The 16,630-nt window shown below is 56.2% G+C and carries 20 protein-coding genes; 12 read left to right on the top strand and 8 right to left on the bottom strand.

Annotated features, from left to right (window positions below):
• Positions 1–384: 384 nt before the first annotated feature.
• Both E9954_RS04310 and E9954_RS04305 read right to left on the bottom strand, forming a co-directional pair.
• Positions 385–2,175: a biotin/lipoyl-containing protein gene (locus tag E9954_RS04310; protein ID WP_136080141.1), complete on the bottom strand. Its 1,791-nt coding sequence runs from the start codon at positions 2,173–2,175 to the stop codon at positions 385–387.
• 54 nt (positions 2,176–2,229) lie between these two features.
• Positions 2,230–2,457 carry an OadG family protein gene (locus tag E9954_RS04305; RefSeq protein WP_168441955.1) on the bottom strand — a complete coding sequence of 76 codons (228 nt, stop codon included), beginning with the start codon at positions 2,455–2,457 and terminating at the stop codon, positions 2,230–2,232.
• Positions 2,458–2,590: 133 nt separating this feature from the next.
• On the opposite strand from E9954_RS04305, the gene E9954_RS04300 reads away from it, so the two are divergent.
• Positions 2,591–3,316, top strand: coding sequence for a biotin--[acetyl-CoA-carboxylase] ligase (locus E9954_RS04300; protein WP_136077995.1), 726 nt, complete (start codon positions 2,591–2,593; stop codon positions 3,314–3,316).
• A 110-nt stretch (positions 3,317–3,426) separates the two neighbouring features.
• A complete protein-coding gene (locus E9954_RS04295; protein WP_246046718.1) occupies positions 3,427–3,858 on the top strand; it encodes a 3D domain-containing protein in 432 nt (143 codons plus the stop codon).
• On the opposite strand, the gene E9954_RS32285 is transcribed toward E9954_RS04295, so the two are convergent.
• Positions 3,855–4,031: a hypothetical protein gene (locus E9954_RS32285; RefSeq protein ID WP_168441954.1), complete on the bottom strand. Its 177-nt coding sequence runs from the start codon at positions 4,029–4,031 to the stop codon at positions 3,855–3,857. The two genes, E9954_RS04295 and E9954_RS32285, sit on opposite strands and share 4 nt — an antisense overlap.
• On the bottom strand, positions 4,024–4,503 hold the full coding sequence (locus tag E9954_RS04290) for a type II toxin-antitoxin system VapC family toxin (RefSeq protein ID WP_136077994.1): 480 nt from the start codon (positions 4,501–4,503) through the stop codon (positions 4,024–4,026). Before E9954_RS04290 ends, E9954_RS32285 begins: the two co-directional genes overlap by 8 nt.
• Before the next feature lie 149 nt (positions 4,504–4,652).
• Between E9954_RS04290 and rbfA the strand changes: the two genes are divergently transcribed.
• The 3 genes from rbfA (at position 4,653) to ribF (ending at position 6,756) form a co-directional block, all read left to right on the top strand.
• Positions 4,653–5,024, top strand: a complete 372-nt coding sequence (rbfA, locus tag E9954_RS04285) for a 30S ribosome-binding factor RbfA (protein ID WP_168441953.1) — start codon at positions 4,653–4,655, stop codon at positions 5,022–5,024.
• Positions 5,011–5,742 carry a tRNA pseudouridine(55) synthase TruB gene (gene truB / locus E9954_RS04280; RefSeq protein ID WP_136077992.1) on the top strand — a complete coding sequence of 244 codons (732 nt, stop codon included), beginning with the start codon at positions 5,011–5,013 and terminating at the stop codon, positions 5,740–5,742. Before rbfA ends, truB begins: the two co-directional genes overlap by 14 nt.
• Before the next feature lie 87 nt (positions 5,743–5,829).
• Positions 5,830–6,756: a riboflavin biosynthesis protein RibF gene (gene ribF / locus E9954_RS04275; protein WP_136077991.1), complete on the top strand. Its 927-nt coding sequence runs from the start codon at positions 5,830–5,832 to the stop codon at positions 6,754–6,756.
• 328 nt (positions 6,757–7,084) lie between these two features.
• Here ribF and E9954_RS04270 read toward each other — a convergent pair whose 3' ends face one another.
• Together E9954_RS04270 and E9954_RS04265 are read right to left on the bottom strand one after the other, a co-directional pair.
• Positions 7,085–8,041: an aldo/keto reductase gene (locus tag E9954_RS04270; RefSeq protein ID WP_136077990.1), complete on the bottom strand. Its 957-nt coding sequence runs from the start codon at positions 8,039–8,041 to the stop codon at positions 7,085–7,087.
• A gap of 124 nt (positions 8,042–8,165) precedes the next feature.
• A complete protein-coding gene (locus E9954_RS04265) occupies positions 8,166–8,411 on the bottom strand; it encodes a hypothetical protein (protein WP_136077989.1) in 246 nt (81 codons plus the stop codon).
• Between the two features lie 391 nt (positions 8,412–8,802).
• On the opposite strand from E9954_RS04265, the gene E9954_RS04260 reads away from it, so the two are divergent.
• From E9954_RS04260 to E9954_RS04240, 5 genes are all read left to right on the top strand, one after another.
• Positions 8,803–10,080 (top strand): adenylosuccinate synthase, encoded by a 1,278-nt coding sequence (locus tag E9954_RS04260; protein ID WP_136077988.1) that lies wholly within the window; start codon positions 8,803–8,805, stop codon positions 10,078–10,080.
• Positions 10,081–10,217: 137 nt separating this feature from the next.
• Positions 10,218–10,940, top strand: coding sequence for a polyprenyl diphosphate synthase (uppS, locus tag E9954_RS04255; RefSeq protein ID WP_136077987.1), 723 nt, complete (start codon positions 10,218–10,220; stop codon positions 10,938–10,940).
• 12 nt (positions 10,941–10,952) lie between these two features.
• Positions 10,953–11,798 (top strand): phosphatidate cytidylyltransferase, encoded by an 846-nt coding sequence (locus tag E9954_RS04250; RefSeq protein WP_136077986.1) that lies wholly within the window; start codon positions 10,953–10,955, stop codon positions 11,796–11,798.
• Positions 11,799–11,819: 21 nt separating this feature from the next.
• A complete protein-coding gene (rseP, locus tag E9954_RS04245) occupies positions 11,820–13,193 on the top strand; it encodes an RIP metalloprotease RseP (RefSeq protein WP_136077985.1) in 1,374 nt (457 codons plus the stop codon).
• A gap of 245 nt (positions 13,194–13,438) precedes the next feature.
• The gene (locus E9954_RS04240) at positions 13,439–13,894 is read left to right on the top strand and encodes a DUF6036 family nucleotidyltransferase (protein ID WP_168441952.1); all 456 of its coding nucleotides are present in this window, start codon (positions 13,439–13,441) and stop codon (positions 13,892–13,894) included.
• Between the two features lie 337 nt (positions 13,895–14,231).
• Here E9954_RS04240 and E9954_RS04235 read toward each other — a convergent pair whose 3' ends face one another.
• Both E9954_RS04235 and E9954_RS32280 read right to left on the bottom strand, forming a co-directional pair.
• Complete coding sequence (locus E9954_RS04235; protein WP_136077984.1) at positions 14,232–14,702, bottom strand: hypothetical protein; 471 nt, start codon at positions 14,700–14,702, stop codon at positions 14,232–14,234.
• Positions 14,703–14,895: 193 nt separating this feature from the next.
• Positions 14,896–15,576, bottom strand: coding sequence for a helix-turn-helix domain-containing protein (locus E9954_RS32280; protein ID WP_168441951.1), 681 nt, complete (start codon positions 15,574–15,576; stop codon positions 14,896–14,898).
• A 174-nt stretch (positions 15,577–15,750) separates the two neighbouring features.
• On the opposite strand from E9954_RS32280, the gene E9954_RS32275 reads away from it, so the two are divergent.
• Positions 15,751–16,068: a hypothetical protein gene (locus E9954_RS32275; RefSeq protein WP_168441950.1), complete on the top strand. Its 318-nt coding sequence runs from the start codon at positions 15,751–15,753 to the stop codon at positions 16,066–16,068.
• Positions 16,069–16,200: 132 nt separating this feature from the next.
• Positions 16,201–16,572, top strand: coding sequence for a hypothetical protein (locus tag E9954_RS04225; protein WP_136077982.1), 372 nt, complete (start codon positions 16,201–16,203; stop codon positions 16,570–16,572).
• Positions 16,573–16,630 lie beyond the last annotated feature (58 nt).

Genomic DNA, 16,630 nt, shown 5'->3' with positions numbered 1-16,630 from the left:
AGCGGCCTCTGCTTCTTCCACCTGGTGCGTCAGCTGGTCCCGCAACGCCTGGTCGATGCCGTGCGCCTTGTGGATCTGATCCATTGCGCCGTGGAAATGACCGGCGGAAATTTCCGCCTCGACGGTCTTCACCAACGCGGCTTCATAGGCCGCGGCTTTTTCTTCCTGCGTCTGCGGGTTGAAGAAGCGGTAGATACCGGTTTCCTTGCCCAGCTTCTGGAAGCCCTTGGCAATGGAAATATGACTCTCGGCCTTCGCGCCATCCGCCGGGCAGCAGGCTTCTTCGGCCTGCACCTGGACGGCTCCGCCGATCACGGCGGCAGCGAGAAGTCCCATGGTTATGAATTTCTTCATTGTTTAAATTCTCCGTTCGCGATTGCGCTCTTAGTTGATGGATGCCATGGCTTCGCCGGCGGTAACCTGCGCGCCGGCTTCGGCCGCGATGGAGGAAATGGTTCCGCCTGCGGCGGCTTTCACTTCGACTTCCATCTTCATGGCTTCAACGATGAAGAGCACGTCGCCTTCGTTGACGTGGTCGCCCACATTGACGAGCACCTTGATGACCTTGGCGTTCATCGGGGCAGCCACTTCAACCGAGTCGGCGGACTCGTGGGCCACCGTTGCGGTGCCGGACGTCTCGATGCCGTCTTCAACGCCGATGTCGTAGGACTTGCCGTTGACGGTTGCCTTGTCGCCCTTGACGTCGATGGCGAACTTTTTGCCGTTAACGGTTACGGTGTAGCCACCGTCGCCACCGGCGGAAGCTGCGGCAGCCGGAGCGGCCGGAGTCAGCGCGCCCTTGCGAACACCGTTGATTTCCATCTTGCCGAGCAGGAAGTCGATGCCCTTCTGTTTGCAGGCACCGGCGATGAAGATGTTTTCTTCGGTTTCTTCAAGGTTGTTTTCCTTGAGCATGGCTTTCGCCGGCTCGATCCCCTTCTTGGGATCGGCATCGTTGAGGTCGACCGGATTCGCGGTGGTCGGCTCGAGCTCAAGCTTTTCGGCCGCGATCTTGACGATTTCGGGATCGGGGGCGACGGGGGTCTTGCCGAAGTAGCCGAGCACCATCTTGCCGTAACCTTCGGCAATCTTTTCCCACGGTCCGAAGATGACGTTGTTGAACGCCTGCTGGAAGTAGAACTGGGAAACGGGAGTCACGGACGTGCCGAAGCCGCCGCGGCGAACCACTTCGCCCATGGCGTGGATGCAGTCTTCGTATTTATCCATCATGTTGTTGTCGCGCATCATCTGCGTGTTGGCGGTCAGCGCGCCGCCGGGCATCGGCGACCACGGGATCATCGGCTCAACGGCCTTGGCTTCCGGAGGCAGCATGTAGTCGGCCATGCAGTCCTTGAAGACGGTCTCGGCGTGCATCATCTTGTCGATGTCGATGTCGAGTTCATAGTCTTCGCCGCGGAGCGCGTGCCAGAGGGTGGCGACGTCGGGCTGGCAGGTGCCGCCGGAGGCCGGAGCCATGGAGCAGTCGACCTGGTCGGCGCCGGCCTTGATGGCGGCGAGGTAGCCCACGGTGCCGACACCGGCGGTTTCATGGGAGTGGAAGACGATCTTGCAGTCGCCCGGCAGGAGCTTGCGCGCCATGGCGATGGTTTCGTATACCTTTTTCGGGGCGGACGTGCCGGAAGCATCCTTGAAGCAGACGCTGGTGAACGGGATGCCCGCGTCGAGAATGTCCTGCAGGGTCTTCTGGTAGAACTCGACGGTGTGTGCGCCTTCGCATCCGGGAGGAAGTTCCATCATGGTCACGCAGACTTCGTGGTTGAGGCCATGGTTGGTGATGGATTTGCCGGAGTCGATCAAGTTGTTGAAGTCGTTCAACGCATCGAAGTTACGAATGGTGGTGATGCCGTGCTTCTTGAACATCTTCGCGTGCAGGTCGATCATGTCGCGCGACTGGGAATCGAGGCCCACCACGTTGATGCCACGGGCGAGGGTCTGCAGGTCGGCGTCGGGGCCGGCCGCTTCGCGGAATTTGTCCATCATGTCGAATGCGGACTCGTTGCAGTAGAAGAAGGGAGCCTGGAAGCGTGCGCCGCCGCCGGCTTCGAAGTGGGTTTGGCCTGCTTCAACGCAAGCCTTGACGGCCGGCAGGAAATCTTCGGTCAATACGCGAGCGCCGTAAACGGACTGGAAGCCGTCGCGGAACGCGGTGTTCATGATATGGATTGTTTTTTTAGCCACGATTATTCTCCTAGTTAATTTATAAAATGATTATCCACGCTTGGCCTTGATGGCCGCCAATGCAACCGCGATATCCGCAACGGGGTCTGTTGCCTGAGCAGCTTTGGGAGCCGCTTTTTGCTCTTCCGGGAAGAGGTGCGCGAATTTACTGAAAAATGCCGCCGAGCCGTTCATGGCAAGGATCAGCAGAACGAGGAAGGCAAATACGGTAGCCATACCGATTACCATCAGAGTTACGCCTTGCATCAGAAGTTCCATCTTTTCCATCTCCTTGATTTTGGTAAAATGAGCGGCATGTATACGGAATTTGTTATGGCATGCCTAGCGTAAAAAGGCGTTTTTATTAGCGTTTTACTATTTGAATCGAGTCTAAACAGCAGGGAAAAATCGAATGCATTTCAACATTGAGTGGCATGATCGCCTCGGATCGACAAACGCCTACATGAAGGACTGTTTTTTCAGTGGAAGCCGAATAGAGAACGGAAACATTGTTGCGGCCCGCGAACAAACGGCGGGCCGGGGCCGCTCCGAGCGGAAATGGCTTTCGGGGCCGGATACCAACCTATGCTTTTCCCTCTATGTGGAGACGGACGCCGAATTGCTGGCCGTCCCCTCCCTCACCATGGCAACCGCCCTGGCGGTGACCGACCACCTCAACTCGTTAAGAATTCCCGCCGCGCCCAAATGGCCGAACGATGTGCTGGTCGGCGAAAAAAAGATTTGCGGCATCCTCTCCGAACGGGTCAACCGCCCGGACCGAACCGGAATAATTATCGGCATCGGGTTCAACATAAACATGTCGTCCGGGGAGGCCGGGGCGATCGACCGCCCCGCCACCTCGCTGCTCATCGAAAGCGGCCAGGCCCACAACCTGCAACAAACGCTCGAACAGCTCCTACCCCTGCTCCACCACTGGATCGGCGAATGGGAAAAAGGCGGATTCGCCGCCATCCGCGAAACCTGGACGCAAAAGGCCGGCCCCATTGGAAAACCGCTCTCCGTACACGATGGAGATGTTCGAAAGAGCGGCACCCTCGCCGGCTTCGGGGAATATGGCGAACTTTTACTCAACACTGAAAACGGACTGGAAACCATCTGGTCGGGAGATGTTTCATGAACTGCCTAATCCCATTTCTTCCTTGCAGAGGCGCAGAGGACGCAGAGCAAATCAACCTGATACTCCGCGTCCTCTGCGCCTCTGCGAGGATTTCCTTCCTGTTGTTGAGTGTGATCACTTTAAGTGGATGCGTGACGGGGAGCGGAAAACGCTACCGCTTGCCGCGCGACCAAAAGCCGGAGGTGGTCAGCATGGAAACCACCGGATACTGCAAATGCGGCAAGTGCTGCGGGTGGAAGAAAAACTGGAAATTCCAACCGGTCGTTGCCTACGGCCCCAACAAGGGCGCACCCAAGGCGGTCGGCGTCACCGCGGCCGGAACGCAGGCCGACTGGGGCACCATCGCCGCCGACACCCGCTACTATCCCTTCGGCACCATCATGTTTATCCCCGACTATGGATGGGGGCGCGTCGAGGATATCGGCGGCGCCATCAAGGGCATGCACATCGACCTCTATTTCCCCTCCCACCGCCAAGCGCTGAAATGGGGCCGCGAACAGAAACAGGTCAAGATCTGGACGCCGCAGAAGAACAGGCACTAGGCGGCCGGCAGCTTCCGTTGCGACGACCGACCTTTTGATAAATCAACCACTTGGCGCTTGTTCTCTTTCTGACGTGAGATCAAATCCTCAACAATCGCATCAAGATCATAATTGAACTTCCGCGCATGTTCATCGCGGTATTTTCGGACTTCCTCTACAATCGGATCATTCATTTTCGTCACCTAAGAATTCATCGGGCGAGCAAATCTCCGGGCACCCGTATCCATTCGCTTCCAGCACCCGCCTAATTTTCCCCCGCGTTTCCGGGTTGTTGATATGTTTGAAATTCCAAGTGGCAATCACATCAATGCCGTGTACAGCCGCCAAAGCGATATGCAATGCATCCTCAGGGAATGGATCGGGGATGGCTCCATCCAAAACGAGCTTTTTTGCAAGTTCCTTGCATTCAATTGTAATATCGAGGGAGGAAAATCCAGCCAAGGCATCAACCCTCTTCTTGGAAGCATCTTCGTCTCCGCTTGCTGCCTCAAGTAAAACAAGCTCAGACACATACACATCGTACCGCCCCAAAGCATCCCAAAAATCGCGGGTAGCCATCTGGTGACCGGCCACGATGATATTCTTGGCCGGACGGGCGGTCAAATAGCTAACAACGCTGGTCTCAATGTAAACCCTCTGTTTCATATATGTGACGTTACCCGCCCAACGCATGGATGACAACATTCATTCTCAAAGGGAAATTATATTCAATTTTTTGCGGAAATTATTGGAGGCTGGCCTATAGTAGCGCGTTTTCTGAGGAATTTCTTATGGGAACACCACGTTTAATTAGAGTGAACGAATTATTGAAGCGCGAGATTGCGGAAGACCTTTACCGCAACTTTGCCGGATCGGATTTCGATGCGGCGGCCATCACGGTTACGCGCGTCGAGTGCGCGCCGGACCTGCGCGATGCCAATGTCTTTGTCTCGATCTTCGGGCACGAGGACAACCGCGACGGCATGATTTCATACCTCAACCGCCACCGGCAGGAGATCATCCGCCTGATGGTGAAGCGCGTGAAACTGAAATACACGCCGCGCCTGCACTTCGTCCACGATGAATCGCTTGAAGGCGGCGACCACATCCTCTCCATGCTCGCCGAAATGGAACGCGAAAACCCCGAGGTGTTCAAGGACGATGGGAAGACCGATGAGAAATCGTAGACGCCGCGAACCCGACCCGTTCGACGGCATCCTGCTGGTTGATAAGCCCTCCGAATGGACGTCGCACGATGTGGTTGCAAAGATCCGCAACCATTTCAAACTCAGCAAGGTTGGCCATGGCGGCACGCTCGACCCGCTTGCGACCGGTCTCCTCGTGGTGCTCATCGGGAAAGGCACCAAGCTTTCCGACCGCATCATGGGTGGCGACAAGGTCTACGAGGGCACCATCCATCTGGGCATCACAACCAACTCGCAGGATGCCGACGGGGAAGTGCTGGAGGAAAAGGACGCCTCCCACATCACCCGCGAACAGGTCGAAGAGGCCATTGCCCAAAACCTGATGGGCGACATCGAGCAAATTCCCCCCATGGTTTCGGCCATCAAGAAGAATGGCGTGCCCCTTTACAAGATGGCTCGCAAAGGGCAGGAAATCGAACGCGAACCGCGCAAGATCACCATCTTCGATTTCGATGTGCTGGAGTTTGAAAACCCGCTCGTGAAATTCCGCGTCAAGAGTACCAAGGGCACCTATGTCCGCACCCTCGCCCACGACCTGGGCAACATCCTCGGCGTTGGCGGAAGCCTCGACGCCCTGCGGCGCACCGGCTCCGGCCCCCTGTCGATCGACAAGGCCCATACCATGGAAGAGATTCTGGAATGCGACCGGGAGACGCTGCAGGAAAAAGCCATCCTGTTGACCGATATGATGAGAGACTAAAGTCTCCGTATTTCGTACTGCGTATTACGTATTGCGAATGCGGAACAACCAGCAATACGGAGTACGCAGTACGTAATACTTGTTGCCATGAAAATCATTCACGCACTTGAAGAGTTCCACGAATCGAAGACCCCCGTCATTCTTGCGGCGGGTTGTTTCGATGGCTTGCATATCGGCCACACCGCCGTTATCCAAAAAGCGATCGACCGCGCCCGGGCCATCGGCGGTGAAGCATGGGTGTTCACGTTCGACCCGCATCCTGCCAAGGTACTGATGCCCGACCGCGCGCCGCCGCTGATTTTCACGACTGAACAGCAGTCGCGCCAGCTCCAGCAGATGGGCGTGGACGGCTGCATCCTCCAGCCCTTCACGATTGAGTTCATGAAGCAGGAGCCGCTGGACTTTTTCGACAACCTCTGCACCTGCATCCCGAAGCTGGCCGGCATCTCGGTTGGCGAAGACTGGTCGTTCGGCCGCAACCGGGCGGGCAACGCCGCATTGTTGACCAAACTTTGCAACGAACGCGGCATGTGGTTCAACGCCCACGAAGCCGTTTGCTGGCAAGCTGAACGGGTTTCAAGCACCCGCATCCGCGAGGCCATCAAGCTGGGCCACATGAACGATGCCATCAGCATGCTCGGCCGCCCCATCAGCACCATCGGCATCGTCGAACATGGCGAAAAGATTGGCCGTAAGCTGGGCTACCCGACTGCCAATATCGCCCCTGAAAACGATATGCTACCCCCGCGCGGAATCTATGCCGCCAAGCTGCGCGTTGGCCAGGAAACCTATACCGCCGCCGCCTACATCGGCCACCGGGGAACCTTCCACGAAAACGAGCCCCAAGTGCTCGAAGTCTACCTGCTCGACACAACGGATATCGACCTCTACGGCCAACACGTCGAAGTCAGCTACATCGAATACATCCGTGGGGACGAGGTCTTCGAGGATGCCGACAAGCTCAAAGACCAGATCGTACGGGATATCGAAGCCATCCGCCGCACACTCTCCTAGTGCGTTGTATCGTCTTAATATTCGGGGTTTGACCGCAAAGACACTAAGACGCAAAGGAACGAGAGTGATGAAAACCTTAGCGCCTTAGTGTCTTTGCGGTCATTACTCGTCTAAGTTTCGGCTGCATCCGTCTGAAGCTTTAATGTATTCAGTGTACTAGCGCCCCTCCCGGAAACACGGAAATTGCCTAACGCATCCCCATCATACTTGCATAAGTATGATAATCCGATTCGCGCTACTATAACTGAACATCCAGCAATATCATACTTATGCAAGTATGATAATACCCCGCCCTCAGCTGTCACATGGCCCGCCGTCCCTTGGAGCGCTACGCCGGAATTCCATCGCTATATCCCGGCAAATCCCAGGGTTGTGGAAGCCCGGCCGGAATCCCCATGGCGACCTTGTCGGAAAAATTCCTGAGTTCATTGCCTTTGAGCGGCTTAAAATTGGTGGCCATCCTGGCGTTGCTTTCAAGGTGGTCGATGTCGCCGGTTCCAACAATGGCGACGCAAATGCCCGGAAGGCTGAGCGCATACCGGACCAGCTCGCGCGGTGGTTCATCGGAATTCTTCACGTGTTTCACCGTCTTCATGGCAATGACGCCTATGTTGCGTTCCCGGGCCAGCGGCAGCAATTCGTCTTCATACCGCCCGTTATCGGGACGGTTGGCCGGAAAAATCGACAGGAGCGCATCGGGATCGTAGGCCTTGATGCATTCCATCAGGATGTCGGGGCCGCTATGGCCGGTGACGCCGAAGGCTTTGATCATGCCCTGTTCGCGTGCCTTGAGCGCAGCTTTGCAGGCGCCTTCGCGGGCCTTCGGCGAGGTGTCGCCTTGCTTCGGTTGCCAATTATGCATGTGGTAGAGATCGAGATGGTCGGTGCGGAGGTTTTTCAGACTGGCATCGAGTTCCTTCATGAAATCGTCGTAGGACTTGGCGTTGCTTTTGGAAACCATGAACACCTCGGAGCGCCGTTTTTCGAGCACAGGGCCAATCAGAGCCTCGCTCCCTTCGTAGCTACGGGCGGTATCCCAATAGTTGATGCCATAGTCGAGCGCCCTTTCCAGCATCCGATGCGCTTCCTCGGGTTTCCCGGCGAATGGCTTGAAAAAGGCACTGCCCAGGCCGAGTCCATAGATGGAGACCTCGGCACCGGTTCTCCCCAGCACCCTGCGATCCACCTGTTGTTCCTTTGGCTTGGCTTCGGCGACCGTTGCCGCCAACCCCGCCAAACCGCCACCCACCGATGTTGCAACAAAACCTCTCCTTGATCCATTCATGGGAACACCTCTCGTTGAAGTTGTTAGAACACTACTATTTAGATCGCGTTGCAACAACGCATTTATGGGCACAAAAAAAAGGCCAGCCCCGTAGGCCGGCCTTCATACGCTTCCACCGGGGAATCTAGATCCGGGCAATTTTCGTTGACTTTGCCGCCGTCATCAGGCGTCCGACCAAATCATCGTAGCTGCCGGCCGCCAAAAGGATTTCGCCATTGGGCATAACGAGTTCCGCGCGATCGTCGAATTGCTCGGACGTCCGAATGCGCACGCCGGTCATTTCGATCAAGCGACGGTTTTCCGGTTTCTTGGAGTCGGCGGTATCATTGGTGTAGTTTTCGAGGTTAACTGCATATACTTCGAGGAACATAGGTTTCTCCTTACTGGTCTGTTTAACCGGATCCACCCCGAAATTTTCCATTCCAGAAAAGGGCGAATCCGTCAAAGGGCGGGTCTTATATAGGCGGATTCCCGCCATGTCCACCCCCAAAACACAATACTTTGCGGCCATGCCGGACCGCCATGACTTGCGGGATATTGGCAAAACCTGCAAGCCGGACACGGTTCGGTGCCATTTAATTTGAGGCAACCCGGCCTCCCGATTCATGGGGCTGAATACTTGACGCGAGCAATGCGTTTCCCTAATTTCCCCGCTTCATAAGCCCCCTTGTGAAAGCGGGCTTTTTTAATGGTTGTCAGAAAAAAGGCGGACAAGTGCGGATCTTCCGATAACCGATAATTACTAATAGGAGTGTACCAACATGTCGAAAACAGTACTTATCGGGTCGCAGTGGGGCGACGAAGGCAAAGGGAAGATCATTGACGTACTAACCGCCAATGCGGACTGGGTGGTCCGTTACCAGGGCGGAAACAACGCCGGCCACACCGTGGAAATCGGCGACCAGAAATATGTGCTCCACCTCACCCCCTCCGGCATTCTCCGCGAAGCGTGCAAATGCGTAATCGGCAACGGCCTCGTGGTTGACATCTACGGCCTTATGACCGAGCTGACCGAGCTCGTTGAGCGTGGGATCAAACTGGAGGGCCGCCTCTTCATTTCCGACCGCGCCCACATTGTCCTGCCCTACCACAAGGCCCTCGACGGCACCAAGGAAGGAAACCTTGAAGAAGGCAAGAAGATCGGCACCACCAAGCGCGGCATTGGCCCGGCATACATGGATAAAGCCGACCGGATCGGCCTGCGCATGGGCGACATCCTTGAATCCGATTTCTTCGATCGCGTTCGCGCCCTGACCGCAGACAAAAACAAGATCATCGAAGCCATGGGCGGCGCTGCCCTCGACGTGGAAGAAGTGATTGCCGACATGACCGAAGCGGCCAACTATTTGAAGCCGTTCATCTGCGACACCATTCCAATCCTGCACAAAGCCGTTCAGGACGACGATGAAATCCTGTTCGAAGGCGCACAGGGCGTGATGCTCGACGTCGACTTCGGCACCTACCCCTTCGTCACCTCGTCGAGCACGGGCGCCGGCGGCGCCCCGGCCGGTTCCGGCATTCCGCCGAATGCGATCGACCGTTGCGTCGGCATCGTCAAGGCCTACACCACCCGTGTTGGCGAAGGCCCCTTCCCGACGGAACTGTTCGACGACATGGGCATGCATATTGCCAAAGTCGGCCACGAGTTCGGTGCCACCACCGGACGGCCGCGCCGATGCGGCTGGTTCGATGCGGTGATCGCGAAATATTCCGCCATGGTCGGCGGAATCAACGAATGGTCGCTGATGAAACTCGACGTGCTCGACGCGGTCGAAACCATCAAGGTCTGCGTGGCCTACGAATGCGACGGCGAACGCATTGACCATGTTCCGGCCTCCATCAGCAAACTGGCGCGCTGCACGCCGATCTATGAAGAGTTCAAAGGCTGGAACACCCCGACCACCGAATGCACCTGCTGGGAAGAGCTACCGGAGCAGGCGCAGAAGTATGTCGAATACATCGAAAAAATCACCGGCGTCAAGGTGAGCATTCTTTCCGTTGGCCCGAAACGCGCCAGCACCATGCTCCTTGACAGGTAACTCCCAAATCCGAATATCGAAATTCTAAACAAATTCAAAACTACAATGGACAACTGTCAAAACAGCCAATTTGGAACCGTGGGATTTTCCAATTGGAATGTGTTTAGAATTTCGAATTTAGAGATTGGGATTTTCGAATGACACCGCCATTCGACAAAGTTCCTCGCCACGTTGCCCTGATCATGGACGGCAACGGGCGGTGGGCCCAGGAGCGCGGTCTTTCGCGCATCGAAGGCCATAAGGAGGGGGCGCAATCGGTTCGCGCCGTCCTGCGCGCCGCCGCGCAGGCCGGGGTCGAGTTCATCACCGTCTACGCCTTCAGCACCGAAAACTGGAAGCGTCCGCCACAGGAGATCGACGGCTTGATGAAACTGCTCGTCAGCTCGCTCGAAGCCTATGAGCAGGAGCTGCACGAAAACCGCATCCGCCTGCGGGTGATGGGCCAGTTCGAACGGCTTCCCCTGCCCGTCCGCATGCGCCTGCAAAAGACGATCGATGCGACGGCGCACTATGCCGACCACACGTTCATTATTGCCTTGAGCTATGGCTCGCGCACCGAAATCGCCAACGCGGCAAAGCAGCTCGCCGAAAAGGTGGTCGCCGGGGAAATGAGGATAAAGGATATCGATGAACAGGCGGTCGCCAACCACCTCTATCTTCCGGACATCCCCGATCCGGAACTCATGATCCGCACCAGCGGCGAGCTACGACTGAGCAATTTCATGCTCTGGCAACTCTCCTATTGCGAGTTCCACATCACCGACACCTACTGGCCGGACTTCCGCGAAGAACAGTTTTTCCAAGCATTGGAAGCTTTCAACGGGCGAAATCGTCGGTATGGTGGTGTAAATCAAAAGTAGCGAAAGCCCTGTATGGACAAAAAACGGATCCTCATAGCCCTCAGCATCGCGGCGGTTCTCATCCCCGCCTTCAGCCTGGTGCCCTGCAGCTGGCCCATCGGGCTGGTCGGAATGCTTCTTTTTGCAGGGGTCGGCACGTGGGAGTTCTTTGGTTTGCTCAATGCCGGCGGCGTGAAAACCTCGACCAAGTGGGGCATCGGAAGCGGGCTGGTCTTTGTCGCCGCCACCTGGTTCCACATGACGGGCCACCTTTCCAACAGCCTGCTTTGGTGCATCCTGTTGCTGGTGATCGTTTCCAACTTTTTCCGGATCCTGGCCTATACCGACCTGCGCAAGGGACTCGACAGCTGCATGGGAACCATTCTCGGCGTGGTCTATGTTCCCCTGCTCTGGAGCTTTGTTGTTCGCCTCTTCCTCTGCGGCGATCTTTCAAAACCCGGCTGGGCGGCCTTCTATGTGATCCTCTGCATGAAACTGGCCGACTCCGGTGGCTATTTCTTCGGCACGCGCTTTGGCAAACACAAACTGGCCCCAACCATCTCCCCGAAAAAAAGCTGGGAGGGCCTCCTGGGCGGCATTGTTTTCTGCGTTGCCGTGAACGTGCTCTGGGTGTTCATCTCCAAAGGCAAGCTCAACAGCACCATCCCCCTGCCCATCGGCCACGCCCTCGTTCTCGGCGTCCTGTTCCCCATTGTTGGAACATTGGGCGACCTCGTTGAATCGCTCTTCAAACGCGCAGTCGACGTCAAGGATTCCAACACCATGGTCTACGGACTCGGCGGCATCCTGGACATGGTCGACAGCATCCTGTTCGCCGCGCCCATGCTCTACATCTACATCGAACTCTTCCTCAAATAAAACTCCACCAAGGCTTTCCCCATGCTCGAAACACTCTTCTTCATCGCCATGATGCTATTCCTTTTCGGCATCACCATTTTCGTCCACGAATTCGGTCATTTCATCGTCGCCAAGAAATGCGGACTGGTGATCGAGGCCTTCTCGATCGGCATGGGCCCCGCCCTTTGGAAAAAGGAAGTCGACGGCATCGTCTACAAGATCGGCGCCTTCCCCATCGGCGGCTATGTCTCCCTGCCCCAGCTCGACCCGGAAGGCATGGAAAAGATGCAGGGCGACAACGAGAACGACCGCGCAACCCTGCCCGAGGTCTCCCCCTGGAAAAAGATTGCCGTCGCCGTTGCCGGCCCCCTCTGCAACATTCTCTTCGCCATCCCGCTGGCCCTGATTGTATCCACCGCCGAAAAGGCCCCCGACACCACCGTGGTCGGCGGGGTTTCAACCAACAGCGTCTGCCATGCCAAAGGGCTCAAGGCCGGAGATGAAATCATTGCCATCAACGGCAACGAAGTCACCAGCTGGTACGACATCATGGTGGAAAAAATGCTACTGCAGGATACCGGGCGCATTTCGATCGACTATGTCTCCGCCGGCACCACCAACCAGCTTGAACTTGTTGGCGAGGAAATCGACCAGGAAGTCATCGGCTTCAGCGGCGTGGGCCAGGCCCTGCGGCCCTTGCTGGCCGACATTCGCTCCGGCGAACCCGCAGGCGATGGCGGGCTCAAGACCGGCGACCTCGTCACACAGATCGACGGCAAACCGATCCACTATTGGCACGAGCTGCCCGAAGCCGTCCAGGCCCGCCGCGACCAACCGACGGAGTTCACCGTGCTGCGCAAGGACGAAACCCTCACGCTCACCGTCACCCCCAAATATATCGAGGAATACGACAAGGTGATGATCGGCGTCACCCCGGGCGACCCGAACGCCCTGCCATGGTCGATGTCCGGCAACCCGATCACGCAGATCAAGAGCGACGCCATGAAGATTTTCCGCCTGCTCAAGGCGCTCACCACCAAGGGCGAAGCCAAGCAGGCCGCCGGCGGCCTCGGTGGCCCCGTAGCCATCTTCACCATGATCTGGTTCGCGCTGAAGCTCGGCCTCCCCTACGCCATCGGCCTGATCCGCTTCATCAACATCAACCTGGCCGTACTCAACCTGCTGCCGCTGCCCGTGCTCGACGGCGGCCACATCTGCTTCGCGCTGTGGGAAGGCATCACCAAACGCAAGGTGCATCCCAAGGTGGTCGGCACGCTGGTGAACATTTTCGCCATCCTGCTCATCTCCGCCATGCTCTTCCTCTCCTGGCGCGATGTCGACCGCAACTGGAACGTCAGCCGCTTCTTCAAGAAGGCCCCGGCGGAACAGGTCGATGAACCGGCACCGACGGAATAGCCGAAACAGAAAAAAGCATTCGCGATTTATCCATTTAGGTTTTCGGGGTTGGCAGCCAATTTCAGACGTTGTGGATGTTGCATCGGGACTGATCGAATGGCATTATTCCTCCATGCAAAGGCAACACACCTCTAAAGGCCGGTTAGGCAACCATGAAGACGACAACTATGTCGAAGGCTCGGTGAGCTATCGCTTGGGCCTGGTATGGCCTCTTACCCGTGAAGTTGCCGCATTGAGTCCCTCCCATGATCCTGAACGACGATTACAGAGACATATTACAAGCGTTAAACGACGAGCGGGTTGAGTTCATCCTGGTCGGTGCCTACGCCTTGGCGGCACACGGATATCCTCGGGCCACGATGGATATCGATCTCTGGGTGTGTCCCTCCGAAACAAATGCCCTAGCCGTGTTGCGGGCGCTCAACCGATTCGGGGCACCGCTACATGGTCTGACCGCCGAGGATCTCTGCAAAGACGATACGGTTTTCCAAATAGGAATCGCCCCTTGCCGGATTGACATCATTACGGGAGCAACGGGCTTGGCATTCAAGGCGGCTTCCGCAAATTGCAAACCATGCGAGATCGACGGTATCCCTCTTAAAATTCTTTCACTCGATGATCTCATTGCCAATAAATCCGCAACAGGGCGTCCCAAAGATGCCGTCGATGTGATTGAGCTGAAAAAGCTCAAGGCCGAATAGCGCCCATCTCCACATGCTCTTCCTCTCCTGGCGCGACGTCGACCGCAACTGGAACGTCAGCCGCTTCTTCAAGAAGGCCCCGGCGGAGCAAGTCAAAGAGCCGACCGCCCCATACTGCCAAGTTGCTAGAATGCGTAATGCAAACCTCCCCAGAGACTATGGGATTGATAACTGCTGCGCATTGCGGCCTCGTACTCCAAACCAATGCTATCCGGGTCTGCTTCATCGCCGCCCGCTGGGAACATTTCTCCCAGTCACTGATCATGTCTGACGCACAAAACACGCACGTTCCGAAAGGAAACGTGCGCGTGGAATTGCAGTGCACTAGCTCAAGACTCTATAATTTTTTGGCACTCCAGGTAAAGGCGATAGATATTTCCACTGCAACCTGTTGATCAAGCGGAAAGGAAACATCCGATGGGTAATATGTGCCGGTACCGCTCATGGACGTACTACTATGAATATCACCGTCTAGCTCCGCCCGATCACCATCCGCTAGATCCATGTCTAAACGAATTTTCTTTCCTCCTCCGTAAATTTCGAGTTCAAACACATTTCCATCGTAGGGAATAGTCGTTTTTAAATCCACGACTTTACTCAGCTCAGCAGGAAAGGGGACTAAATATGTGTCAGTAGCACTAATCCCTGCGGCTGTTAGCTTATATTCCCAAGTACCTTCAAGATTTATCCCCTCATCGCCGCCGCCATCATCACCACCACACCCCATCATTCCGGCCATGCAGACCACACCAAATGCCACGATCAGTGTTTGCTTTAATATGCTCGACCACTTTGTTCTAGTTTTCATAGTTGGCTCCTTGTAGTTTGCTTGTGAATGGCGGCCCGACCACCCGTCGCATCGACCTCCGGGAGCACCGTTGCCCCCGAACCCTTTCTGTCGAATGAGTATACTCTGCCCGACACCACTCAGCATAGGGTGCATAAGTTTGGTTTAGAGGACGTTTGTTTAGATCCTCAAGAGGGAACTTCTTGCGAGGTGCCTATCTCGAAGGCCGCATGGCTTCGCTCCAAGCCCGGGGAGGCAAGCCGGTCAGCTTCTTGAAGGCAAGGCGAAAGCGATGCGCGCTTGCATAGCCGACTGCCTGCGCAATCTCGTTCACGTTCTTGTCCGGATGGCCAAGCAACTCCTTGGCTTTTTCCAGGCGAAGCTCGGTGAGGTAGGCCTTGAAGGGCAAGCCTACCGTATGGGAGAACAGATCGGATAGATATGCTGAGTTTCGCCGCAAGTCGCGGGCACATTTCTGGAGCGTGATCGGTTCGGCATAATGCTGGTGCACCATCTCAAGCAAACGTTGCACGAGAGGTGGCGGTGGAAGGAACTGCTCAGACTGCCGGTGTTCCTCCGGCATTAGACGATGGATGTGCTCTTTCAACCGATCCTGTTCCTGTTGCAGGGCGCCCATCGCCTGTCGGGCCTGTGCCACATCCGTCTGGTTCAGCTCGGCCAGAACGGAAGTTTCCGCACTTTGGGCAATGAACTGCAGTAGGCGCGCCGCGTCGTCGAACTCAGACCGGCTAAGGAAGCGGGCCTCGGCACTCGCGGGGTTCTTCAAGAGCTGATTGCGAAGAATGTGGTTGGCCTTGTCGAGCGCCTGCACGAACGCGGTTCCGACCACCACATCCCGAACCGTGATCGTAAACCAATAGTTGCTTACGCCCATCCCGCACGTGAACCGGTGGCCATTCTGGCCCGCGCGCCCGGCAAGCTCATGTTGATGCCGACTGCAAGCGGAGCATATCGGCGGAGGGGGTGTGCCTGATAGCTGGCTACAGACATTGCATGCCGTGGAGGACAAGGGCTCCTCGGATGTCGGATGTAGCGGTGCCCAGGCAATATGAAAATGAAGCCCCGTGAATTCGGAAAAGAGATTCTGGCGCAACTCGCCAAGGTGCTGGCATGCAAGATCCTGATATTGCTTTTGGAGCAAAGACCGATCAATGGCTTGGGTAGCAGGCACAACCGGAATCGCAGGTATGGAAAGGCCCGGGGAACCTTGCCGGTTTGCTGGCTCCCCAGACCCGCAGCACTCATCTTTCGATTGTTTGTCAAAATGCATATTATTTCACATCGCCCAAACCAATACTCAAACTCGCTCCCCTCTTTTATTAATTACAACATGCTTTGTCAAACCCATCCACTCATCATCAATTAACTAGTTTCTTAACACCTTCACTCCTCTGCGAGTCATTTATGAAACCAACAAAAAAATGAGAAACAAGGTGACCTTGGAAGGAGTTGCCTTCGGGATTCGACATTCCCGGTTCGATATTCGATATTCGCTTCCATGAAACGTAGCTACAAAAAGCGAACGGTGTTAGATTTTTCCAAGATCGGGCAGATCGCTTTTGTTTTTTTCGTGGTGTTCATCGCCTACCGGATCCTGACACCGCCGAGCAATGAAACAGGTCCGCTTAAAGCCCCCGACGGCAGCAAGACCGCGCGGCTAAAGACGTTTTATTACTACGACAACCAGCCCTCCTATAAAATCTACTACCGCGAGGCCGGGAAACGGGCCTGGCTCAACCTGCTCTATCTGCCCGCCCACACCAACGCCCCTGCCAATGCGAAGGCCGACATTGCCTGGAGCAGGGATTCCGACCGGCTGGACTTCCTGATCGACGGAACCTCCATCTGGCACCATGTGTTCAGTCCATAGCGGACTTTCTTCGGCCCACCGGAAAATAAAAAACCTCCTTGTCCGTTATTCGACCGAA

This window comes from Pontiella desulfatans (genome assembly GCF_900890425.1).
GTDB classification, from domain to species: Bacteria; Verrucomicrobiota; Kiritimatiellia; order Kiritimatiellales; family Pontiellaceae; genus Pontiella; species Pontiella desulfatans.
The sequence above is the reverse complement of the archived record's forward strand: the minus strand, read 5'-3'. Positions and strand labels throughout refer to the sequence as shown.